General features: G+C 70.8%; 19 protein-coding genes and 1 pseudogene. 17 read left to right on the top strand and 3 right to left on the bottom strand.

Translation table 11 applies throughout. The features are described from left to right. The first annotated feature begins 473 nt into the window (after window positions 1-473). The 11 genes from AB0412_RS10875 to AB0412_RS10925 all read left to right on the top strand — a co-directional run bounded on the left by AB0412_RS10875 (window position 474) and on the right by AB0412_RS10925 (window position 12,597). The gene (locus tag AB0412_RS10875; protein ID WP_366402329.1) at window positions 474-1,625 is read left to right on the top strand and encodes an LLM class flavin-dependent oxidoreductase; all 1,152 of its coding nucleotides are present in this window, start codon (window positions 474-476) and stop codon (window positions 1,623-1,625) included. Further along, a complete protein-coding gene (locus tag AB0412_RS10880) occupies window positions 1,622-2,176 on the top strand; it encodes a GNAT family N-acetyltransferase (protein ID WP_366402202.1) in 555 nt (184 codons plus the stop codon). Before AB0412_RS10875 ends, AB0412_RS10880 begins: the two co-directional genes overlap by 4 nt. Beyond that, window positions 2,173-3,129: an ABC transporter substrate-binding protein gene (locus AB0412_RS10885; protein ID WP_366402203.1), complete on the top strand. Its 957-nt coding sequence runs from the start codon at window positions 2,173-2,175 to the stop codon at window positions 3,127-3,129. The genes AB0412_RS10880 and AB0412_RS10885 overlap by 4 nt, the downstream gene beginning before the upstream one ends. Before the next feature lie 31 nt (window positions 3,130-3,160). Then, window positions 3,161-4,183 carry an amino acid ABC transporter permease gene (locus tag AB0412_RS10890; protein ID WP_366402330.1) on the top strand — a complete coding sequence of 341 codons (1,023 nt, stop codon included), beginning with the start codon at window positions 3,161-3,163 and terminating at the stop codon, window positions 4,181-4,183. Continuing rightward, window positions 4,180-4,986: an amino acid ABC transporter ATP-binding protein gene (locus tag AB0412_RS10895; protein ID WP_366402204.1), complete on the top strand. Its 807-nt coding sequence runs from the start codon at window positions 4,180-4,182 to the stop codon at window positions 4,984-4,986. Before AB0412_RS10890 ends, AB0412_RS10895 begins: the two co-directional genes overlap by 4 nt. A gap of 37 nt (window positions 4,987-5,023) precedes the next feature. Then, entirely contained in the window at window positions 5,024-6,010 is a 987-nt protein-coding gene (locus AB0412_RS10900; protein ID WP_366402205.1) for an ABC transporter substrate-binding protein, read from the top strand. A gap of 291 nt (window positions 6,011-6,301) precedes the next feature. After that, the gene (locus AB0412_RS10905; RefSeq protein ID WP_366402206.1) at window positions 6,302-7,570 is read left to right on the top strand and encodes a vanadium-dependent haloperoxidase; all 1,269 of its coding nucleotides are present in this window, start codon (window positions 6,302-6,304) and stop codon (window positions 7,568-7,570) included. Between the two features lie 216 nt (window positions 7,571-7,786). After that, window positions 7,787-8,998: an LLM class flavin-dependent oxidoreductase gene (locus AB0412_RS10910; protein ID WP_366402207.1), complete on the top strand. Its 1,212-nt coding sequence runs from the start codon at window positions 7,787-7,789 to the stop codon at window positions 8,996-8,998. A gap of 20 nt (window positions 8,999-9,018) precedes the next feature. Then, complete coding sequence (locus AB0412_RS10915) at window positions 9,019-10,395, top strand: NtaA/DmoA family FMN-dependent monooxygenase (protein WP_366402208.1); 1,377 nt, start codon at window positions 9,019-9,021, stop codon at window positions 10,393-10,395. Continuing rightward, entirely contained in the window at window positions 10,392-11,477 is a 1,086-nt protein-coding gene (locus AB0412_RS10920) for an LLM class flavin-dependent oxidoreductase (RefSeq protein ID WP_366402209.1), read from the top strand. The genes AB0412_RS10915 and AB0412_RS10920 overlap by 4 nt, the downstream gene beginning before the upstream one ends. Beyond that, window positions 11,470-12,597, top strand: coding sequence for an LLM class flavin-dependent oxidoreductase (locus AB0412_RS10925; protein WP_366402210.1), 1,128 nt, complete (start codon window positions 11,470-11,472; stop codon window positions 12,595-12,597). The genes AB0412_RS10920 and AB0412_RS10925 overlap by 8 nt, the downstream gene beginning before the upstream one ends. Before the next feature lie 108 nt (window positions 12,598-12,705). Here AB0412_RS10925 and AB0412_RS10930 read toward each other — a convergent pair. From AB0412_RS10930 to AB0412_RS10940, 3 genes and pseudogenes are all read right to left on the bottom strand, one after another. After that, a pseudogene (locus AB0412_RS10930) lies at window positions 12,706-12,849 on the bottom strand (adenylyl-sulfate kinase); the annotation flags it as partial. Between the two features lie 68 nt (window positions 12,850-12,917). Continuing rightward, on the bottom strand, window positions 12,918-13,736 hold the full coding sequence (locus tag AB0412_RS10935; protein WP_366402211.1) for a DUF1684 domain-containing protein: 819 nt from the start codon (window positions 13,734-13,736) through the stop codon (window positions 12,918-12,920). A 265-nt stretch (window positions 13,737-14,001) separates the two neighbouring features. Next, entirely contained in the window at window positions 14,002-14,910 is a 909-nt protein-coding gene (locus tag AB0412_RS10940; RefSeq protein ID WP_366402212.1) for a LysR family transcriptional regulator, read from the bottom strand. Between the two features lie 404 nt (window positions 14,911-15,314). On the opposite strand from AB0412_RS10940, the gene sfnG reads away from it, so the two are divergent. From sfnG to AB0412_RS10970, 6 genes are all read left to right on the top strand, one after another. Beyond that, on the top strand, window positions 15,315-16,442 hold the full coding sequence (gene sfnG / locus AB0412_RS10945) for a dimethylsulfone monooxygenase SfnG (RefSeq protein ID WP_366402213.1): 1,128 nt from the start codon (window positions 15,315-15,317) through the stop codon (window positions 16,440-16,442). Between the two features lie 52 nt (window positions 16,443-16,494). Continuing rightward, the gene (ssuE, locus tag AB0412_RS10950) at window positions 16,495-17,052 is read left to right on the top strand and encodes an NADPH-dependent FMN reductase (protein ID WP_366402214.1); all 558 of its coding nucleotides are present in this window, start codon (window positions 16,495-16,497) and stop codon (window positions 17,050-17,052) included. Further along, window positions 17,049-18,245, top strand: a complete 1,197-nt coding sequence (locus AB0412_RS10955) for an SfnB family sulfur acquisition oxidoreductase (RefSeq protein ID WP_366402215.1) — start codon at window positions 17,049-17,051, stop codon at window positions 18,243-18,245. Before ssuE ends, AB0412_RS10955 begins: the two co-directional genes overlap by 4 nt. 26 nt (window positions 18,246-18,271) lie before the next feature. Beyond that, window positions 18,272-19,435: an LLM class flavin-dependent oxidoreductase gene (locus tag AB0412_RS10960; protein ID WP_366402216.1), complete on the top strand. Its 1,164-nt coding sequence runs from the start codon at window positions 18,272-18,274 to the stop codon at window positions 19,433-19,435. Window positions 19,436-20,176: 741 nt separating this feature from the next. Further along, window positions 20,177-21,052, top strand: a complete 876-nt coding sequence (locus AB0412_RS10965) for a glutathione S-transferase C-terminal domain-containing protein (RefSeq protein ID WP_366402217.1) — start codon at window positions 20,177-20,179, stop codon at window positions 21,050-21,052. A 296-nt stretch (window positions 21,053-21,348) separates the two neighbouring features. Continuing rightward, complete coding sequence (locus AB0412_RS10970; RefSeq protein WP_366402218.1) at window positions 21,349-21,957, top strand: DUF2867 domain-containing protein; 609 nt, start codon at window positions 21,349-21,351, stop codon at window positions 21,955-21,957. The last annotated feature ends 10 nt before the right edge of the window (window positions 21,958-21,967 follow it).

The raw sequence follows: 21,967 nt of genomic DNA on the forward strand, positions 1-21,967 counted from the left end.
CCACGTCCCTCAACGCGGCCGGGAAGGCTGCCGGGCAAGGGCGGCCGATCCGCTGTCGATCGTATGTGCCCAGGGCATCTATGTGTCAACAGCGCCCAGCGCAGCGCCAAGTCCCGGGAGGTCCGGCATCCGGGCGCTGCTTGACGAGCGCCACGATGTACTGCTCAATTAGTCGCATGACTGCCCAGCAGCGCTTGGTCTCGCGCGATCACATCGACTTCGGTCGGGTGTGGTCCGCCGCGTGTTGCGCCTGACTCGGCAGCGGGCCGTCTGACCGGCCCTTCCCTCCCTCGGTGACCCCGTCGCGGGCCGACTTCTCTCCCCACGCGCGCTGCCGCAGCTCTGCTTCTCCCGACGCTCGACGTCGTCACGACTGCACCGATCCGTCTGCCTGACGGTCTGTTCACTCATGCCTGCACGCAAGCGATTCCGCCATGCCTGCGTGCCGCCGCAATCCCTGAAAGGCCATGTCCATGCCTGTGGAGTTCCTCGGCATCGCCGCCACCAACGACGGATCCGAAACCACGCCCCGCTCCGGCATCGCGTTCGACAAGGAGTACACGCTCAGGCTCGCCCGGGCACACGAGGACCACGGCTGGGACCGGGTGCTGTTCGCCTACGGCTCTGGGTCCCCGGACCCCGCACCTGCCGCCGCGTACATCGCGAGCAGGCTGGAGCGCCTGCAGATCCTGCTCGCCCACCGGCCCAACGTCTCCTGCCCCACCTTCGCCGCCAAGACCTTCGCCACCCTCGACCAGATCAGCGAGGGCCGGCTGACCGTGCACTTCATCACGGGCGGCAACGACCACGAGCAGGGCCGCGAGGGCGACACCCTCACCAAGGACGAGCGGTACGCCCGCACCCACGAGTACATCCGGATCGTCAAGAAGATCTGGACCACCCACGAGCCCTTCGACCACGAGGGCGAGCACTACCGCTTCCACGACTTCGTCAGCGACGTCTTCCCCGTCCAACAGCCCCGACCGAACGTCTCGTTCGGCGGATCGTCCCCTGCCGCGTACGCCGCGGGCGGCGCCGAGGCCGACATCTACTGCCTGTGGGGCGAGCCGCTGGCGAAGACCGCCGAGCAGATCGAGAACGTGAAGGCCGCCGCGAAGGCCGCGGGCCGCACCGACGTGCCCCGCATCCAGGTCGCCTTCCGCCCGATCATCGCCCCGACCGAGGAAGTGGCCTGGGAGAAGGCCCACCGCACGGTCGGCGCGATCAAGGCGCGCAAGGAGAGGGGCGAGGCGATCACCAAACGCCACAACGGGCACGCGCAGCCGCAGGCTGCACCACCTCAGAACGTCGGCTCGCAACGGCTGCTCGCCATCGCCGAGGCGGGGGAGCGCTACGACCGCGCCCTGTGGACCCCGACCGCCGCCGCGACCGGCGGCGCGGGCAACTCCAATGCCCTGGTCGGCAGCCCGGAGACGGTCGCCCAGGCGCTGCTCGACTACTACGACCTCGGCGTCGACATCCTCTCCGCCCGCGGCTACGACCTGCTGGGTGACGCCATCGACTTCGGCCGGTACGTGATCCCGATCGTCCGCGAGGAGGTCGCCAAGCGCGACGCCGAACGGGCGGCACGCGGGACGCAGTCCCTTGCGGCGGTGGGCGAATGACCTCCGTAGCCCAACCATCGTCACCGGCAGTGGATGTGACGGCACTTCATGTCCCTGTCTCCGACCCGCGCGTGAGACCCCTGCTGCGCGAACTCGGCCACGAGTACTCCACGCGCTACGGCAAGGACGCCCACGCCGAGATCTCCCGCTACCCCGACGAGGAGTTCACCGAACCGTACGGCGGCCTGCTGCTCCTGCTGCTGGAGCGCGGCGAGCCCGTCGCGGGCGGCGCCTTCCGACGGTACGACGCGACCACCGCCGAACTGAAGCGGATCTGGACCCACTCCGCCCACCGGCGGCGTGGCCTCGCCCGACGGGTCATCGCCGAGCTGGAACGCGAGGCGGGCACACGCGGCTACCGGCGGATCTACCTGACCACCGGGCCACGCCAGCCCGAGGCCCGCGGCCTGTACCTGGCCACCGGCTACACACCGCTGTTCGACACCGAGGCCGACCCGGAAACCATCGGCCCGCTGCCCTTCGAGAAGCATCTGCCGGCCGAAGCACGCACAGCACGCACAGCACGCACGGGAAAGGCAGCCGACCTGTGAACCCTCGCCCGATCAGAACCCGCCTGCGCATCGCCGTGACCATCGCGCTGCTGCCCGTACTGTCGCTGACCGCGTGTGGCTCCGGCGACACCTCCGGCACCACACCGGCGGGTGCTCAGGCGTTCCCCGCGCCGACCGACGACCCGGTCGCCGCCGTACGCAAGGTGGACTCCGCCGCCGCCCTGCTGCCCGCCGGCGTCCGCGAAGCGGGCACGCTGCGGGTCGGCAGCTCGGTCGGATTCCCGCCCGGGGCGTACTACCCGAACGGGCAGGACAAGCCGCCCGCGGGCCAGGACATCGATATCGCCGACGCGGTGGCCAAGGTCCTCGGTGTGAGGTTGGAGCGGCAGGATGCCTCCTTCGAGACGATCCTGCCCGCCCTGGGCAGCGGCAAGTACGACTTCGGGACCGGCAACTTCGGCGTCACCACCGAACGCCTGAAGACCATCGACTTCGTCACCTACATCAACGACGGCCAGGGCTTCGCGGTGAAGACGGGCAACACCGCCCTCGGCAAGAAGGTCACCGACCTCACCCAGCTGTGCGGACTGACCATCGGCACCGGCGCCGGCACCACCTTCGAGGCCACCCTCACCGCGCAGAAGGGCGTGTGCGCGAAGGCGGGCAGGAAGCCGTACGACGTGAAGGTCTACTCGGAGAACGCGGCGACCCTCACCGCACTCCAGCAGGGCCGTATCGACGTAGTCATGTCGACCATCAACGGCCTGCGCTACCAGGCAGCCCAGCCCGCTTCCCAGACCACCTTCCTCGGCGAGTTCCACCGTCTCGACGTCGGTTTCGCCTTCAAGAAGGGCTCCCCCCTCACCAAGGCCTTCCAGGCCGCCGTCAACGAGCTGATCAAGGACGGCACGTACGCCCGGATCCTCAACAAGTGGGGCACCTCCGCCTCCGCGATCGACACGTCGCGGATCAACCCGCCCGAGCACACCTGAGAGTTGAGCAGGAACGTTCACGATGTCCACGCTGCCATCCACCACCGACACCGCGCCGCCCGGCGCGGCCACCCCGGGCACCGACCCCGGGACCCCGCCCGACCAGGACGATCCGGCCTCCCTCAAGGTCGTCCCCGCCCGCCACTACGCCCGCTGGGTGGCGGCCGTCGCCGTGATCGTGCTGGTTGCCCAGTTCGTGCACGGGCTGGCCACCAACCCGGTCTGGGAGTGGGGTGTCTTCAGCGACTACGTGCTGTCCGAGACGATCGTGCAGGCGGTGTGGGTGACCCTCCAGCTCACCGCGTACGCCACCGTGCTGGGCTTCCTCCTGGGCACCGTGCTGGCCTTCATGCGGCTGTCGCGCAGTCCGGTGCTGCAGACCGTCGCCTGGACCTACATCTGGATCTTCCGGTCCATCCCGATGATCGTCCAGCTGGTGTTCTGGTTCAACCTGAGCGCGCTGTACGAGCAGTTGGGCTTCGGCATCCCCTTCGGCCCGGTGTTCTGGTCCGTCGACAGCAACAGCATCATCGGCACCATGGGCGCGGCGATCATCGGGCTGACGCTGCACCAGGCCGCCTATGCCGCCGAGATCGTGCGCGGTGGTGTCATCGCCGTCGACCACGGGCAGCTGGAGGCGGCCGCCGCGCTGGGCATTCCCCGGCTGCGGCAGATCCGCCGGATCGTGCTGCCGCAGGCCATGCGCGCCATCCTGCCCACGGCCGGCAACGAGATCATCGGCCTGCTCAAGGGCACCTCGGTGGTCTACGTGATGTCCATCGGCGAGCTCTTCTACCAGGTGCAGGTGATCTACGGCCGCAACGGCCGGGTGATCCCGCTGCTGCTGGTCGCCACCGCCTGGTACGTGGTGCTGACCTCCCTGCTGTCGGTCGCGCAGTACTACGTGGAGCGCCGCTACGCCCGGGGCACCAACCGCACCCCGCCGCCCACCCCCCTCCAGCGCGCCCGCCGCTTCGTCCGCACCCTGCACGCGGCCGCCGCCCAGCGCAACCAGCCCGTCATCCCCCTGAAGCCCTTGGGAGACAGCCGATGAGCGACGTGACAGTGGCCGTCAAGGACGCGACGCCGACGGTCGGCGACGTGATGGTGGACGTCCACGGCGTCCACAAGAGCTTCGGCCCTCTGGAGGTGCTGCGCGGCGTCGACCTGAAGGTCCGGGCCGGCGAAGTCACCGTGATCCTAGGCCCGTCCGGCTCAGGGAAGTCCACGCTGCTGCGCACCATCAACCACCTGGAGAAAGTCAACAGTGGCTGGATCAGCATCGACGGCGAACTCATCGGCTACCGCCGCTCCGGGAGCAAGCTGCACGAGCTGAAGGAGAAGGACGTACTGAAGCAGCGCACCCACATCGGGTTCGTCTTCCAGAGCTTCAACCTCTTCCCGCACCTGACCGTGCTGGACAACCTGATCGAGGCCCCCGTCTCCGCCCTGCGCCGCCCGCGCAAGGCAGCGGAGGAGACCGCCCGCCGGCTCCTCGACCGGGTCGGCCTCGCCGACAAGGCCGACGCCTACCCCCGGCAGCTCTCCGGCGGCCAGCAGCAGCGCGTTGCCATCGCCCGCGCGCTCGCCCTCGAACCGAAGGTGCTGCTCTTCGACGAGCCCACCTCGGCGCTCGACCCCGAACTGGTCGGCGAAGTCCTCGATGTCATCAAGGACCTGGCCCGCACCGGAACCACCATGATCGTCGTGACCCACGAGATCGGCTTCGCCCGCGAGGTCGCCGACACCGTGGTGTTCATGGACGGCGGTGTCGTCGTGGAGCAGGGGCCGCCCGCGGCCGTCCTGGACGACCCGCAGCACGAGCGCACCCGCGCCTTCCTCTCCAAGGTCCTCTGACCGACCCTCACCCCTTTCCGCAGCAAGGAGCACGACCATGTCCACCTCGATCACCCACCGCCGCACCGCCGCAGCCGCGCTCGGACTCGCCACCGCCCTCGTCCTCGCCGCGTGCAGCAACCCCGACGACGGCGGCACGACCGAGGTCGCGGCCACGTCGGGTGGCAAGACGAAGATCAACATCAGTCCCGACCAGAACCGCGTCACCACCGACAAGGTCGACTCCATCGCCGCCGAGGTCCCCGAGAAGATCCGCAAGAGAGGCACCCTGGAGATCGTCGACTCCTCCGGCTCCGCCGCGCCGCTGACCTTCTTCGCCACCGACAACAAGACCGTCATCGGCGTCGAGCCCGACATCGCCTCCCTGGTCGCCGACGTGCTCGGCCTGAAGCTGCACATCAACACCGTCTCCTGGGAGAACATCTTCGTCGGCCTGGACAGCGCCAAGTACGACGTCGGCTTCAGCAACATCACCGTCACCGAGGAGCGCAAGGAGAAGTACGACTTCGCCACCTACCGCGAGGACAACCTGGGCTTCGAGGCGAAGAAGGGCAGCGGCCTGAAGATCACCGGGCCCGAGGACGTGGCGGGCAGGACGGTCGCCGTGGGCAGCGGCACCAACCAGGAGAAGCTGCTCATCGAGTGGAGCAAGGAGAACGAGAAGGCCGGACGCAAGCCGGTGAACATCAAGTACTACCAGAACGACAGCGACACCTACCTAGCTCTCCAGTCCGGCCGCATCGACCTCTACCTCGGCCCCAACCCGACCGCCGCCTACCACGCCGCCACCACCGGCAAGACCGAGGTCGTCGGCACCTACTCCGGCGCCGGTGCCACCCTCCAGGGCCTCATCGCCGCCACCACCAAGAAGGACAGCGGCCTGGTCAAGCCGCTCGCCGACGCCCTCAACCACGTCATCGACAACGGCACCTACGCGAAGGTACTCGAGCGCTGGGGCCTGCCCGACGAGGCCGTGACCAGGTCCGAGATCAACCCGCCCGGCCTGCCCAGGACCAACAAGTAGCCGGCCCGGGGTGCGCAGGCCGAGCGGGGCACCCCGGGCTTCGTCACCGTCGGCGGCTCTCCCGCCCCACCGCCCGACGACAGCCCCGGCCGGCTCGACCCGGTGGCCGTTCTCGCCCGCGCCGCCCCCTGACCACCAAGATCGGCCTGGTCCGAGACACGGAGCCGGACCGATGACGCACACCACGACACCCACCGCAACGACTGATCCCCGCAGGCGAGTTCACCTCGCCGCTCACTGCCCGGCGTCGACAACACCACCGGTCATCCGCACGTCCGCGAAGGAGTACGCGTGAAACCGTTCAGAACCCGTCATCCCGTCCGTCCCGTCCTGGTGGCGCTGGGCTCGGCCGTCCTGCTGGCCGCCTCCGTCACTGTCCCGTCCGCCGCGGCTGCCGTGGTGGAGGAACAGCCGCGTTCGTCCGTGGCGCTCGACTGGTACGACACGACAGCGGCCACCGTCGCGGCGGGCGGTGCCCCGACGCAGATCACGAACAGCCGTACCTGGGCCGTCAGTTGGCTCGCGGCGGCCCGAGCCACCCGCGTGATACCGCCCGGCGTCGACCGGGGCGACTTCCAGGACGCGGCCCTGGCGTCCGCCGTACACGACGCTCTGGTGGCGCTGGTCCCCTCCCGCACTCAGGAACTGGACGCCGCTCTGCGCACGACGCTGGATGCCGTGCCCGACGGGGCGGCCGAGTCGAAGGGTGTGGCGGCCGGTGCCCGCCAGGCGCGGCTCGTGCTCGCCGCCCGCGAGGGTGACGGCCTCGACCCGGCCTCGGTCAACGCGCCCTTCACCGTCCCACCGGCGGTTCCTGGAGTGTGGCAGCCGACCCCGCCCGCCCATGCCCCGGCCGCGCAGTACGGCAACCGGCTCGCCCGGCCCTTCCTGCTGGACAGCCCCGACCAGTACCGGCTGCCCGCACCGCCCGCCCTGGACTCCGCGCGTTACCGCGCCGATCTGGCCGAAGTCCGTGCCTACGGGGCCGTGGACAGCACCGTACGCACTCAGAAGCAGACCGAGACCGCCACCTTCTGGCTCGGTTCCTCACTGACGCTGTACACCGAGCCACTGCGGGTGGCCCTCGCCCGGTCACCGCATTCCAGCGCCGGACGGGCCAGGCTGGTGGCCCTGTTCCACGTCGCCCTGGTGGACACGCAGATCGCCACCTCCGACAGCAAGTACGCCCATCTGCGGTGGCGCCCGGTCACGGCCATCCGTACCGGCTCGATCGACCCCGACCCCGCATGGACGCCGCTGCACACCACGCCGGCCCATCCCGACTACCCCAGCGGCCACAACACGTACTCGGGCGCCGCGGAAGCGGTCCTCTCGGCGCTCGTCGGGCCGCGCACGGCGCCCTTCCGGCTGACCAGCCCCACCGCCCCCGGAGTGACCCGCACGTACACGACCTGGAGCCGACTGTCCCAGGAGAACGTGGACGCCCGCGTGTACTCCGGCATCCACACGCGCTCGGCCGACGAGGCCGGTCTCGCCCTCGGCGAGCGGGTGGCGACGCACGCCCTGCGCAACGCCGCGCGCCTGTTCCACACGCTGTGAGCGGAACCGGCACCAGGTGCGGCCGTCCACGGAGTGTCCCCTGCCGTCACCCGGCGCGGCGTCGCAGCGGTCGGCTGTTGCGAGCACCGCACTCGGCCTGAGCCCGGGCGTGGCCTGCGCGCTCTGTTGTTCCTGACCCGTTCCTTCACCGCTGTTGCCTCCTCCCGTCGGGGGGGCCGGCGTTCTCGTCACGGACCTCCAGGAAGGCACCCACTCGTGTCCTCGACAACTCCCCCCTCCCTGCACCTTGCTGTTGCCCTGGACGGCACGGGCTGGCATCCCGCCTCCTGGCGCGAGTCGGTGGCCCGCCCGCGCGACCTGTTCACCGCCGGATACTGGGCCGATCTGGTCGCCGAGGCCGAGCGCGGTCTGCTCGACTTCGTGACCATCGAGGACGGCCTGGGCCCGCAGTCCTCCCACTTCCTGGACCCGGACGAGCGCACCGACCAGGTCCGCGGCCGCCTCGACGCCGTCCTCATCGCCTCCCGCGTCGCCCCGCTGACCCGGCACATAGGCCTCGTCCCGACCGTGGTGGCCACCCACACGGAGCCGTTCCACATCTCCAAGGCCATCGCCACCCTCGACTACGTCAGCACCGGCCGCGCCGGCCTGCGCGTGCAGATCACCGCCCGCCCGAACGAGGCCGCCCACTTCGGCCGCCGCACCATCCCGCGCGTCGAGGCCTACGACCACCCGGACACCCGGGAGCTGGTGGCCGACCTCTTCGACGAGGCCGCCGATCACGTGGAGGTCGTGCGCCGCCTCTGGGACAGCTGGGAGGACGACGCCGAGATCCGGGACGCCGCCACCGGCCGCTTCATCGACCGAGACAAGCTGCACTACATCGACTTCGAGGGCCGGTTCTTCAGCGTCAGGGGGCCCTCCATCACACCGCGCCCGCCGCAGGGCCAGCCGCTGGTCACCGCTCTCGCCCACCAGACCGTTCCCTACCGGCTGGTGGCCCGCGTGGCCGATGTCGGCTACGTCACCCCGCACGACGCCGAGCAGGCTCGCGCCATCGTCGCCGAGGTCCGCGCCGAGCAGGAGACGGCCGGGCGAGCAGGCGAACCCCTGCATGTCTTCGGAGACTTGGTGGTCTTCCTGGACGACGACCGGGCTGCCGCGGAGGACCGGCGCGCGCGCCTCGACGCCCTCGCGGGGGAGCCGTACACCAGCGACGCCCGGATCTTCGCCGGTACCCCCGCCCAACTCGCAGACGTGCTCCAGGAGTTGTACGGTGCGGGGCTGACCGGCTTCCGGCTGCGTCCCGCCGTCGCCGGCCACGACCTCCCGGCGATCACCCGGGGGCTGGTCCCCGAACTGCAGCGCCGGGGCGTCTTCCGCCGCGCTTACGAGGCCGACACCCTGCGCGGCCTGCTGGGCCTGGCCCGCCCCGCCAACCGCTATGCCGCAGCTGCCACCGCCTGAGCCGAGGGACGACCACGACCATGAGCAAGCCGCTGAAGCAGATCCATCTGGCCGCCCACTTCCCCGGCGTCAACAACACCACCGTGTGGAGCGACCCGAGCGCCGGCAGCCATATCGAGTTCAGCTCCTTCGCGCACTTCGCGCAGACCGCCGAACGCGCCAAGTTCGACTTCCTGTTCCTCGCCGAGGGACTCAGGCTCCGCGAACAGGGCGGGAAGATCTACGACCTGGACGTCGTCGGCCGCCCCGACACCTTCACCGTCCTGGCCGCACTTGCCGCCGTCACCGAGCACCTCGGCCTGACCGGCACCATCAACTCCACCTTCAACGAGCCCTACGAGGTGGCCCGCCAGTTCGCGAGCCTCGATCACCTCTCCGGCGGGCGCTCCGCCTGGAACGTCGTCACCTCCTGGGACGCCTTCACCGGCGAGAACTTCCGCCGCGGCGGCTTCCTGCCGCAGGAGGAGCGCTACTCCCGGGCCAAGGAGTTCCTGGCCACGGCGAACGAACTCTTCGACTCCTGGCACGGCGACGAGATCCTCGCCGACCAGGTAACCGGCACCTTCCTGCGGGACGCCAAGGCCGGCGCCTTCGTCCACACCGGACAGCACTTCGACATCCACGGGCAGTTCAACGTGCCGCGCTCCCCGCAGGGCCGCCCGGTGATCTTCCAGGCGGGCGACTCCGACGAGGGCCGCGAGTTCGCCGCCTCCACCGCCGACGCGATCTTCAGCCGGCACGCCACCCTCGAAGCGGGCCAGGCCTTCTACACCGACGTCAAGAAGCGCCTCGCCAAGTACGGCCGCCGCCACGACGAGCTGCTGATCCTGCCCGCCGCCACCTTCACCCTCGCCGACACCGACGCCGAGGCGGAGGAGCTGGCCAAGCTGGTGCGCCGCCAGCAGGTCAGCGGCGCCACCGCCCTCAAGCACCTGGAGTTCGTCTGGAACCGGGACCTGTCCTCCTACGACCCGGACGGGCCGCTCCCCGACATCGACCCGGACGTCAGCGGCGACCACATCTCCAAGGGCCGCGCCCAGGTCCGCATGTACCGCGACCCGCTGGCCACCGCCCGCGAGTGGCGCGAGCTCGCCGCCGCGCACAACTGGTCCATCCGCGACCTGGTCATCGAGACGGGCAACCGGCAGAACTTCATCGGTTCGGCGGCCACCATCGCCCGCACCATCAACGAGTTCGTGCAGGCCGACGCAAGTGACGGCTTCATCCTCGTCCCGCACATCACCCCGACCGGCCTCGACGAATTCGCCGACAAGGTCGTCCCGCTCCTGCAGGAACAGGGCGTGTTCCGCACCGAGTACGAGGGCCCGACCCTGCGCGACCACCTCGGCCTTGCGCACCCGGACGACGTCCGTGACGAGCGGGTGGTGGCATCGTGAAGTTCCTCGCCATCACCCTGATCGTGCACCGGCCGGATCCGATCACCGGCGTCCAGAAGCCGACCCATGACCGCTTCCGCGAGGTCCTCGACAACGCCCTGCTCGCCGAGGAACTCGGCTTCGACGGATTCGGTGTGGGGGAGCGGCACGAGCGGCCGTTCATCTCCTCCTCGCCGACCGTCGTCCTCAGCCACGTCGCGGCACTGACCCGACGCATCCGGCTGTTCACCGCCGTCACCACGCTCAGCCTCCTGGACCCGGTGCGCGCCTACGAGGACTACGCCACCCTCGACCACCTCTCCGAGGGACGACTGGAGCTGATCATCGGCAAGGGCAACGGCACCGCCCAGCGCGAGCTGTTCCACGTCACACCCGAGGACCAGTGGGACCGCAACGCCGAGAGCTACGAGGTGTTCCGGCAGATCTGGCGGCAGGACAAGGTGACCGCGGCGACCCGCTTCCGCCCGCCGCTGAAGGACGCCGAGGTGTGGCCGAGGCCCTACCAGCGGCCCATCCGGGTCTGGCACGGCAGCGCCACCAGCCAGGAGTCGGTGGACCTGGCCGCGCGCTACGGCGACCCGCTGTTCTCGGCGAACGTCACCCACCCCATCGAGCCGTACGCCGAGTTGATCAGGTACTACCGCGAGCGCTGGGCGTTCCACGGCCACGACCCGGCGAAGATCGCGGTCGGTGCCGGCACCGCCGGGCTCCTCGTGACCCGCACCTCCCAGGAGGCGATCGAGGTGTACCGGCCGATCTTCGAGTCGACGCTGGCGTTCCAGAAGCAGTTCGGCCTGCCGGTGGTCTTCGAGACCCTGGAGGACTTCGTCGAGCGCAGCTCCGCCCTGATCGGCAGCCCGCAGCAGATCATCGACAAGGTGCACCGCTACCACGAGCAGTTCGGGCACACGGTGCTCCATCTGCACGCGGATGCGAATGGGTTGACGGACGGCCGGCACCGCGCCTCGCTCCAACTCTTCCAGTCCGATGTCGCCCCGGTACTGCGCCGCGACATCCCGGACCCGCCCTTCGCCTGGGGACCGGTCCTGCCCGTCACCGAGGAGGAGCCCGCCCGTGCCTGACATCCCCCTCGGCGTCCTCGACCTGGTGCCGATACCCTCCGGCTCGACGGCTGCCGACGCCCTGCGCAACTCCATCGACCTGGCACAGCACGCCGAGCGCTTCGGATACGCCCGCTACTGGTTCGCCGAGCACCACCTCAACCCGGGCGTCGCGGGCACGTCACCGGCGGTCGTCCTCGCGCTGACCGCCTCCGCCACCTCCACGATCCGGCTCGGCTCCGGCGCCGTACAGCTCGGCCACCGCACCGCGCTCAGCACGGTCGAGGAGTTCGGCCTGATCGACGCCCTGCATCCCGGCCGCTTCGACCTCGGCCTGGGCCGCTCGGGCGGCCGTCCGCCGGGACAGCCGACCGCAGCCCCTGCCACCGTCACCCCCGTCGTGGACGGCCGGGCCCCGAACGGCCTGCTGATCCCGCCCCGCTTCTCCTTCGAACGCCTCCTCGGCTCACCCCGCATCGCCCTGCAGCGCAAACTGCTCCTGCTTCCCGGCGCCGAGTCGCAGGACTACGCCGAGCAGATCGACGACATCCTCGCCCTGCTCGCAGGCACCTATCAGTCCCCGGAGGGCGTCGAGGCGCACGCCGTGCCGGGCGAGGGCGCCGACGTCGAGGTGTGGATCCTGGGCAGCAGCGGCGGCCAGAGCGCCGAGGTCGCGGGCGCGCGGGGGCTGCGGTTCGCCGCGAACTACCACGTCAGCCCCGCCACCGTGCTGGAGGCCGTGGACGGCTACCGGGCCTTCTTCCAGCCCTCCGACGTCCTCGACAAGCCGTACGTCAGCGTCTCGGCCGACGTGGTCGTGGCGGAGGACGAGGAGACGGCCCGCGAGCTCGCCACCGGCTACGGCGCGTGGGTGCGCAGCATCCGTACCGCCGAGGGCGCCATCGAGTACCCGACGCCGGAGCAGGCCCGGGCCCTCGAGTGGACTGACGAGGGCAGGGAGCTGGTGCGGGACCGCGTGGACACGCAGTTCGTCGGCTCACCCGGACAGGTGGCCGACCGCCTGGTGCAGCTCCAAGAGGCCACCGGAGCCGACGAGTTGCTCATCACGACGATCACCCACGACCACGCCGACCGGGTGAGGTCGTACGAACTGCTGGCGCAGGAGTGGAACCGGAGGTGAGCGGGAGACCCGGCGTGCGGGAGACCGCCGCCGGGCCTCCCGCGCGCAGCTCGGCGAACTCGCGGGAGCCGCGCAGCTCCTCGGCTCGACCTCGCCCAGCGGCAGGGCGGCGTCCCGGGTCACCGCCGGCGGGTTCGCCGGCTCCGCGATCACGGCCAGGCCCTGCCGCAGATGCTCCTCGGCCAGGGCGTACCCGACGACGTAGCCCACCGGACCGGCCGGGTGCCGGACCAGACCGGAGCGGACCGCCGATCACGACGAGCACGGGGTCATCCTGCCGCCCCGCGACCGGGCGACGGTTCACTGTTCGTACGAGCACGTCAGATCCGCTCGTGGGGGATCTTCTCACCGGCCTCGATCGCGACCGGGAGCCGGTTCTCGGCGGGCGGCAGTGGGCAGGTCGCGAAGTCGGTGTAGGCGCAGGGCAGGTTGGTGGCGCGGTTGAAGTCCAGCACCACGGTGCCGTCGGGCCCCGGTGCGTCGATGTGCAGGGCACGGTTGGCCGGATACGTGGTCACGCCCGATGTCGCGTCGGTGAACAGCACCATGAGGCTGCCCGGTGTGTGCCCGTTGAACGCGGTCAGCCCCAGTGTGCGGCCTTCGATGCGGAAGCGGATCCGGCCGGGGGCGTCGTAGACGTGCTGAAGCCCCTCGACGGCGGCGCCCACGGTGGTCGGCCGCGGCTCGGGGAACGGGGTGTACGTGCCGGTGACCGCCCAGCGTGGGTCCGGCGCGTACGCGGGTGTCCCGGTGAACGCGGTGCGCAGCGGATGTTCCGGGTGCCGGGGGCGGATCAGGTCGTGGCCGCCGCGCTTGGCGATCTCGATCACCGCATCCCCCCAGACGGCGTTGACGCCGCCGCGTTCCGGGATGACTCCGAAGGTGTGCCGTCCGCGCACCACGGTGCCGTCGACGACCAGTTCCTCCCCTTCGCCGAGCACGACGGTGATGCCGTCGTCGCCCGTGGACCAGATGCCGGGCGCGTCGGGGAAGCGCTGGGGGTCGGTGGCCGGCCAGTGCAGGCCGGTGACGGCGAGGAATCCGTGCTCATGGGCGAGGGCGGAATCCTTGCGCCGGTGCCACGCCTCCCATTCCGCGGTGAAGGTGCCGATGTCGGTGGAGGAATCCTGGACGGTCATGTGTACTCCTGTGGAATACGGCCCCTGATGGCCAGAGGGAGAGACAGCAGCCGCTCGCGGGCGGAGGGAGCCCGGTGGGCCGTCGCAGCGGTCAGCGCGACACAGTGGGAAAAGGCTGGTCCGGCGCCGGAGGACGGAGTCAACTCACGGCGGAACAACCCGTGGTGGTGACACGCACGTAGTCGACGTGGCGGCGGGTCACGAGCACGGTCATGGAGCCAGGTAACCACACAGGGGCATGCGCGCACCAGCGCGGCCGCTCGCTTCAGGAAGGGGCGCGGTACGCACGGGCGTTGCGCACGAACAGCTCGTGCAGATCGCGGACGGCCCGCGGGACGGAACCGGAGTGCCGGCGCTGCAGAACCAGCAGCACGTCGGTCGCGTCCCCGGCGAGCGGCCGTACGGTGATCGTGCCCCGCCGTTCCAGTGGATCGCCGAGGACACTGAAATCCGGCAGCACTGTGGCTCCCAGTCCCTCGGCGACCATCAGCTTGCCCATCTCGGCGCCGTCGGTGGAGTACGAGAAGGACGGCGTGCGGCCGCCCAGCAGACGGTGGACGAAGCGGTGCATGACGTAGCCGGACCGCATCACGACCAGTGGCTCGGCCAGGAGGCTGTCCGCGTCCACCGCCTCCAGGGCCGCCAGCGGACTGTCCGGGCGCACGCACACCACCGGCCGGCCCCGCAGCAGTTCGGTGGTCTCGAAGCCGGGCGGCATGTCGTCGCCTCCGAGGTAGTTGACCAGCCCGACGTCGAACGCGCCCTCCAGCAGCCCGCGATGGATCTCGGCCTGCTGCGCGCCGACCAACTCGACCTGGGTGAGCGGGTGCGAGGCCCGGAACTCCCGCACGGTCGGGATGACCAGCGGGACGGTGGCCGTGTTGACGGTGCCGAGCCGGATCATGCGGCTGATGCGGTGCTGGTCGCCGGCCGCACCGCGCAGCCGGTCGACCGCGTCCAACACGGTCATGATGTGCGGCAGCAGCTCCCGGCCCTCGTCGCTGATCTTCGCCCCGGACCGCTTTCGCTCCAGCAGGTCCACGCCGAGTTCGCGCTCCAGGTTGCGCACGGTCTCGCTGAGCGCGGGCTGGGACAGGTGCAGTTCTTCCGCCGCGCGCCGCAGCGACCCCAACCGCGTGACGGCAGCGATGTATTCGAGCTGTTCGATACGCACGGCAGGGAGACTGCCGTTCACCGCGAGCCGCGTTCAAGGGAATCCCTGTCACAACCTCGTGAATACCGACTCTCAGCATGTGGAATCACATCCGGCATTCTTGACCGGCCGGGCCCCCACTGCTTTGATCGAAGGCATGAAGCGACAGGACCTCACGCGGCGACGCCACGTCGACCTCGCGCGTGTCTCCAGCTCCTGCTGTCGCTGTCGGGTCTAGCGCGCCCGAGGGTAACCCTCGAACCCGCGCCGACACCCCCTTCCTGAATTCCACTTCCGGTCGTTTCCCTGGTGATTTCGGCCGTCCCGGAAACGTCGTCCCCGCACGTCTGAATCCGGATCCCTGAACACGTTTCCCTGTCGCGCACGCGCCTTTTTCGTGTGCGCAGTCATGCCAGGAGTTCCCCATGCCCGTACCGCCCGGACCCGACCCCGTCCGCTTCGCCTACTGGGTGCCGAACGTCAGCGGCGGCCTGGTCACCAGCACCATCGAGCAGCGCACCGACTGGAGCTACGACTACAACCGCGAACTGGCCGTACTGGCCGAGAACAACGGCTTCGACTATGCCCTGAGCCAGGTCCGCTACATGGCCAGCTACGGCGCCGAGTACCAGCACGAGTCCACCAGCTTCAGCCTCGCCCTGCTGCTCGCCACCCAGCGCCTGAAGGTCATCGCCGCCGTCCACCCCGGCCTGTGGCACCCGGGCGTCCTCGCCAAGCTCGGCGCCACCGCCGACCACCTGTCGAACGGCCGCTTCGCCGTCAACGTCGTCAGCGGCTGGTTCAAGGGCGAGTTCACCGCCCTCGGCGAGCCCTGGCTGGAGCACGACGAGCGCTACCGCCGCTCCGAGGAGTTCATCCGCGCCCTGCGCCGGGTCTGGACCGAGGACCATGCCGAACTCGCCGGTGACTTCTACCGGTTGCGCGACTTCTCCCTCAAGCCCAAGCCGCTCAACACCCCCGAGCGCCCCCACCCGGAGATCTTCCAGGGCGGCAACTCCACCGCCGCCCGCGCCATGGCGGGCCGCGTCTCCGACTGGTACTTCTCCAACGGCAAGGACTTCGACGGCGTCACCGAGCAGATCACCGACGTGCGCGCCTCCGCCGCCCAAGCGGGCCGTACGCCGCCGAGGTTCGGCCTCAACGGCTTCCTCATCGCCCGCGACACCGAGGCCGAGGCCCGCGACACCCTCCGCGAGATCGTCGCCAAGGCCGACACCCGGGCCGTGCACGGCTTCCGCGACGCCGTCCAGCAGGCCGGGCAGTCCACCGCCGACGGCAAGGGCATGTGGCAGGACTCCGCCTTCGAGGACCTCGTCCAGTACAACGACGGTTTCCGTACGGGCCTGATCGGCACCCCAGAGCAGATCGCCGAGCGGATCGTCGCCTACAAGCGGCTCGGCGTCGACCTCTTCCTCCTCGGCTTCCTGCACTACCTGGAGGAGGTCGAGTACTTCGGCAAGCGGGTTCTGCCCCTGGTCCGTGAACTGGAGGCGCAGGAAACCGAGTCCGAGCCCGTCACCGCCCACGCCTGACCGCCACCGGCACACACCCGCAGCCCACCCGGCACTCCTGAAAGGTCCTCGCATGGCCACCGTCCTGTCCGTCTCCGGAAGCCCCTCCGCGACCTCCCGCACCGCCCGGCTGCTGCGCCACCTCGACGACCGGCTCAGGGGCCAGGGGCACGAGGTGATCCCGTTCGACGTCCGTACGCTCCCGCCGGCCGCCCTGCTGCACGCCGACTTCGCCCACCCGGCGATCGTCGAGGCCACCGCCCAGTTCGAGCGCGCGGACGGGATCGTGATCGGCACCCCCGTCTACAAGGCCGCCTACTCCGGCCTGCTGAAGTCCCTGCTGGACCTCCTCCCGCAGTACGCACTCGCGGGCAAGACCGTCCTCCCGCTGGCCACCGGCGGCACCACCGCCCACGTCCTGGCCATCGACTACGCCCTGCGCCCCGTGCTCAACTCCATGGGCCCCGCCCACATCACGCCCGGCTGGTTCACCCTCGACAAGGACATCACCGTGGCCGACGACGGCACCCTGACCGTCGCGCCGGGCCCCGCCGAGGCCCTGGCCCAGGTCACCGACCAGTTCTCGCTCGCTCTCGGTGGCCACCCGACCCTGCTGGCGGCCGCCGGATGAGCGCCGCGACGGTGCTCGCCGGCGACGCCGAGGCCCTCGCGGTCGCCGCCGAACTGGCCGCCGACTTCCGCAAGGACGCCGCCGAGCGGGACGCGCACCGCCGGCTCCCGCACGCCGAGCTGGCGCGGCTGTCCGCGTCCGGACTGCTCGGGGTGACGGTGCCCGCCGAGTTCGGCGGTGCGGACGTCCGTACGGACACACTCGCGCAGATCTTCCGGCTGCTGGCCTCCGCCGACGCCAGCCTCGCCCAGATCCCGCAGAGCCACTTCGTGTATGTCCATGTTCTCCGCCGGCAGGGGACACAGGCGCAGAAGGAGTTCTTCTTCGGCGAGGTGCTGGCCGGCAAGCGGTTCGGCAACGCCCAGTCCGAGGCGGGCACCAGTCATGTGCAGGACATCCGTACGCGGCTCGCGCGGCGCCCCGACGGGTCGTACGTCCTCGACGGTGTCAAGCACTACTCCACCGGCGCCCTGTTCGCCGACTGGATCCCCGTCCTCGCCCGCGCCGACGACGACAACCTGCACGTGGCCTACGTGCCCCGCGACGCGCCCGGCCTCACGGTCGTGGACGACTGGGACGGCATGGGTCAGCGCACCACCGCCAGCGGAACCGTCCGCCTGGAGTCGGTGCCCGTCCCGGCCGACCGCGTCGTGCCGCACCACCTCACCTTCCGAGGCCCCCAACTCCATGGAGCCGTAGCCCAGTTGCTGCACACCGCCATCGATGCCGGGCTCGCAGCAGGGGCACTGGGCGAGGCCGTGGAGTTCGTCCGCACCAAGAGCCGCCCCTGGTTCGAGAGCGTCGACGAAGGCCACCCGACCGCCGCCGAGGATCCCCTGCTGATCCAGCGGTTCGGTGAACTGGCGATCCGCGTCCGGGCCGCCGACGCGCTGCTCGCCACCGCGGCCAGGTCCGTGGACGCGGCCCGCGCCCACCTGACCGACGACTCCGCCGCGGACGCGTCGATCGCGGTAGCTGCCGCCAAGGTGACGGCGGCGGAGGCGGCCCTGGAGGTCGGCAGTGCCCTCTTCGAGGTGGCCGGCACACGATCCGCGCTCGACTCCCTGGGCCTGCACCGCCATTGGCGTGATGCCCGCACCCACACCCTGCATGACCCGGCCCGCTGGAAGGTCCAGCACATCGGCCGCTACGTGCTGAACGGCACCCAGCCACCGCGGCACGGCCTGCTGTAACGCTTGATCCCGATCGGAGACCCCGCGTGTCCCTCACCTTCCACTGGTTCCTGCCCACCAACGGCGACAGCCGCCACGTCGTCGGCGGCGGCCACGGCACCCCCGCCACGGAGTCCGGCCGCGACCGACCGCCGACGGTCGCGTACCTGAGCCAGATCGCCCGCGCCGCCGAGGACCTCGGCTTCGCCGGCGCGCTCACTCCCACCGGCGCCTGGTGCGAGGACGCATGGCTGACCACCGCCATGGTCAGCCAGAACACCGAGCGCCTGAAGTTCCTCGTCGCCTTCCGCCCAGGGTTCGTCTCGCCGACGCTGGCCGCGCAGATGGCCTCCACCTTCCAGCGGCAGACCGGCGGACGGCTGCTGCTCAACGTGGTCACGGGCGGCGAGAGCCACGAGCAGAGGGCTTACGGCGACTTCCTCGACAAGGATGCACGCTATCGCCGGACCGGCGAGTTCCTGGAGATCGTCCGGGGGTTGTGGCAGGGGAAGAACGTCGACCTGGAGGGTGAGCACCTCCGGGTCGAGGAGGCGAAGCTGGCCCGGCTGCCCGCCCCGGTGCCGGAGGTGTACTTCGGTGGGTCCTCGCCCATCGCCGGGGAGGTCGCGGCGAAGCACGTCGACGTGTATCTCACATGGGGCGAACCGCCGGCCGCGGTCGCCGAGAAGATCGCCTGGATCCGAGGGCTGGCGGCCAAGGAGGGCCGCACCCTGCGCTTCGGGATCCGGCTGCACGTCATCACCCGCGACACCACCGAGCAGGCCTGGGCGGAGGCGAACCGTCTCCTGGAGGGCTTCGACCCGGAGACCGTGCGGACGGTTCAGGCCGGGCTCGCCCGCAGCGAGTCCGAGGGGCAGCAGCGGATGCTCGCCCTGCACGGTGGCGGCCGCGACCGTCTGGAGATCCACCCCAACCTGTGGGCCGGCATCGGCCTGGTCCGCGGCGGCGCGGGTACCGCACTGGTCGGCAGCCATGAAGAGGTCGCCGAGCGCATCAACGAGTACCACTCCCTCGGCATCGACGAGTTCGTGCTCTCCGGCTACCCGCACCTGGAGGAGGCGTACTGGTTCGGCGAGGGTGTCCTGCCACGGCTTCGGGCGCGCGGGCTGTGGAGCCATCCGTTCCGCGGTGCGACGGCCGCACCGCCCGTCGCTCAGATCCCCTTCGCGGACGCCGGCGGCCGGCGATGACCCACGTGAGGCCCACGTCGCTGCCCGCGCTCCGGAGCTGTCGTCTCCGTCGCAGCGGTTCGCTCACAGTGCCCGGGCCGCACAGGCTGCCCTGACGTCCGCTTCCGGGTCCGTCGTCACCGTGGCCAGGGCCGCCGGGGCATCCTCGGCGGCAGGGTGCCTGGTCAGGGAGACCGCGAGCAGCCCGGTGTCACCGAGGCGCACGGCACGCAGGACGCCGAGTGCGGCGGCGCGGACGCCGGCGTCGGGGTCGGCGAGCGCTCCGTGCTGACGGAGACGGTGCCGCCGGGCACCGGACCGGCACTGGCCGCCACGACAGCCGTGCGGCGGGGCCCAGCGGTCGCCACCTGTTCCGGGTGGACTTCGCCGAGGCGGCGGGAGGGCCCACCGACCGCCGTGAGACGTCGACCGGCATGACCGGCCCTCTTGACGCGGCCAGTACGGGGCCCGACACTCCACTACAGGAATCCTAGTGAACTGGTAGGGAATCATGGGCCGTGCTGCGCTGGAACCCGTCAGTGACCTGGTCCGTACCGCCGTCCGCCCGCTGCTCCTGCTGACGTCCCGCCGCCACATCGACTTCGTGCGTGTGTGCAGTGCGGCAAGTTCTCACGCCGGCCCAGCCCCCGTTCACACCTGACCCTCCCGTTCAAGTACAGCCGCCCCGGCCCGTGCCGAAGCCGCCACGTGCCGTTGCCGCCGTATGCCCGCATGCCTGTGACCGAGCACCCAGGGAGACGCATGTCCGCCACATCCCCGACCGCCGTGCCGTCCTTCCGGAGCAGGATCGGCTGTGACGCGCGCAGCGGCTACTACGCCGCGCCGCATCGCTACCGGCTCCACCTCTCGCTGTCCTGTCCGCACTGTCTGCAGATCGCCGTCACACACAGCTTGCTCGGCCTCGACGACACCCTGCCGGTGACGCTGCTGCCCGCCGCGCCCGACGCACCCGGCGGCGGACACCAGGCGTTGCGTCCGCTGTACGAGGCCAGCTCGCACCAGCACACCGGTCCGGCCGTGGCGCCGGTCCTCAGCGACAACTGGACCGGGCGGATCGTCAGCACGCACACCCCCGACATCCTGCGCGACCTGGCCCGGCAGTTCGCCGGTCACGGTCCCGATCTCCACCCGCGCGGTGCCGACGAGGCGATCGCGGCCGTAGGCCGGCTCTGCGAGCAGGGCATCACCGAGGCCGCCCAGCGTGCCGGGCAGTCCGGTGGCGACCCGGCGGCACGCGACACCGCGCTGGTCACCCTGCTGCGCACGCTGGACGTGCTGGAGTGGCGGCTCGCCTCCCGGGAGCATGTCCTGGGCGGCGAACTCACCGTCGGCGACGTGAAGTTGTGGGTGTCGCTGGTCCAGTTGGACACCGTCCACCGCCACCACCTGGACGCCGCCGCGGTGCACCGGATCACCGACCACCCCCGTGTGTGGGCGTACGCACGACGGCTGGCGGCGCACCCCGCCTTCGGCTCCCACCTCGACCTGGACGGCATCGCCCGCAGGCACCACGCTCACTGCCGGGGGCAGGAGGCAGCCGGCGCGGCGGTGCAGATCGTGGACTGGGCGGCGTACGCGCGACTGGAGGCACCGGAGCCGGTGCGGCAGCCCGGCTGACCGGCAAACGACGGAGCAGTTCTGCGCGGTTGCGATGACGTGGTCGCCGATGCGGAGGTGATCAGGCAGCGGTGCCTCGACGTCGCCCTCGTCGGGGCAGAAGGCTCCGCAGAGCCGGAGCAGACAATCGATGCGCCGGTCGTCGGCCCGGCGGAGACAGCGTGCGACGCCTTCGTCGCGCCGGGCCCGGTATCGCGCCCACGCTGTGTCGCACATACATGTTCCCGCCAAGTATACGGAGCCGTATAGATGGGTCTACGCTCGATCTGTACGGCACCGTATGGAAGGGATCCGTCATGAGTGATCTGCGTCTTCCCGCAACCGACCACATGTCCCGCCCGTGGCGGATCCACGAGATCGCCGGCGACTTCCGACTCGAGGACCTGTGGGCGCTGCCGACTCCGGGCGGCCCGGACGACCTGCACCACTTGGTCCAGCAGATGGCGAACGGCAAGGGTGGTCCGGACGGCGGCAACCCCGTGGGCCGCTTCCTCTTCGCGGTGCGCTGGAAGCTCGGCGCGCTGCTCGGCTGGGACAAGCCGGACTCGGGTGTCGGCGGCCGGGTGGCATCGCTGCGCGACAGGCTGCCGGACGACCTGCGCGAAGGGCCGCGGGGGCCCGACCTCAGCACGGTGCCCTTCACATCGGTCTTCCAGACACACGACGAGTGGGCCGCCGAGTACGCCAACAAGACCATGCACGGCGTGATGCACATCGGCTGGGTCCCGGACGGGAACGGCGGTCACCGCGGCCAGATGGCCGTCCTGGTCAAGCCCAACGGCCGCTTCGGTTCTCTGTACATGCTCGGCATCAAACCCTTCCGGTACCTGGGTGTGTATCCGGCCCTCCTGCGATCGATCGGCCGGGAGTGGCGAGAGAACGCCGCGCGCCGAACGGCACGCTGACGCCTCCCCC

This window comes from Streptomyces sp. NPDC052012 (genome assembly GCF_040689265.1).
Taxonomy (GTDB): domain Bacteria; phylum Actinomycetota; class Actinomycetes; order Streptomycetales; family Streptomycetaceae; genus Streptomyces.

Bases quoted from the DNA above. Each gene is read 5' to 3' on its own strand.
- sfnG (WP_366402213.1), top strand. From the start codon at position 15,315: ATGCCCGTACCGCCCGGACCCGACCCCGTCCGCTTCGCCTACTGGGTG.
- AB0412_RS10915 (WP_366402208.1), top strand. From the start codon at position 9,019: ATGAGCAAGCCGCTGAAGCAGATCCATCTGGCCGCCCACTTCCCCGGC.
- AB0412_RS10965 (WP_366402217.1), top strand. From the start codon at position 20,177: ATGTCCGCCACATCCCCGACCGCCGTGCCGTCCTTCCGGAGCAGGATC.
- AB0412_RS10880 (WP_366402202.1), top strand. From the start codon at position 1,622: ATGACCTCCGTAGCCCAACCATCGTCACCGGCAGTGGATGTGACGGCA.
- AB0412_RS10955 (WP_366402215.1), top strand. From the start codon at position 17,049: ATGAGCGCCGCGACGGTGCTCGCCGGCGACGCCGAGGCCCTCGCGGTC.
- AB0412_RS10935 (WP_366402211.1), bottom strand. From the start codon at position 13,736: ATGACCGTCCAGGATTCCTCCACCGACATCGGCACCTTCACCGCGGAA.
- ssuE (WP_366402214.1), top strand. From the start codon at position 16,495: ATGGCCACCGTCCTGTCCGTCTCCGGAAGCCCCTCCGCGACCTCCCGC.
- AB0412_RS10895 (WP_366402204.1), top strand. From the start codon at position 4,180: ATGAGCGACGTGACAGTGGCCGTCAAGGACGCGACGCCGACGGTCGGC.
- AB0412_RS10900 (WP_366402205.1), top strand. From the start codon at position 5,024: ATGTCCACCTCGATCACCCACCGCCGCACCGCCGCAGCCGCGCTCGGA.
- AB0412_RS10970 (WP_366402218.1), top strand. From the start codon at position 21,349: ATGAGTGATCTGCGTCTTCCCGCAACCGACCACATGTCCCGCCCGTGG.
- AB0412_RS10875 (WP_366402329.1), top strand. From the start codon at position 474: ATGCCTGTGGAGTTCCTCGGCATCGCCGCCACCAACGACGGATCCGAA.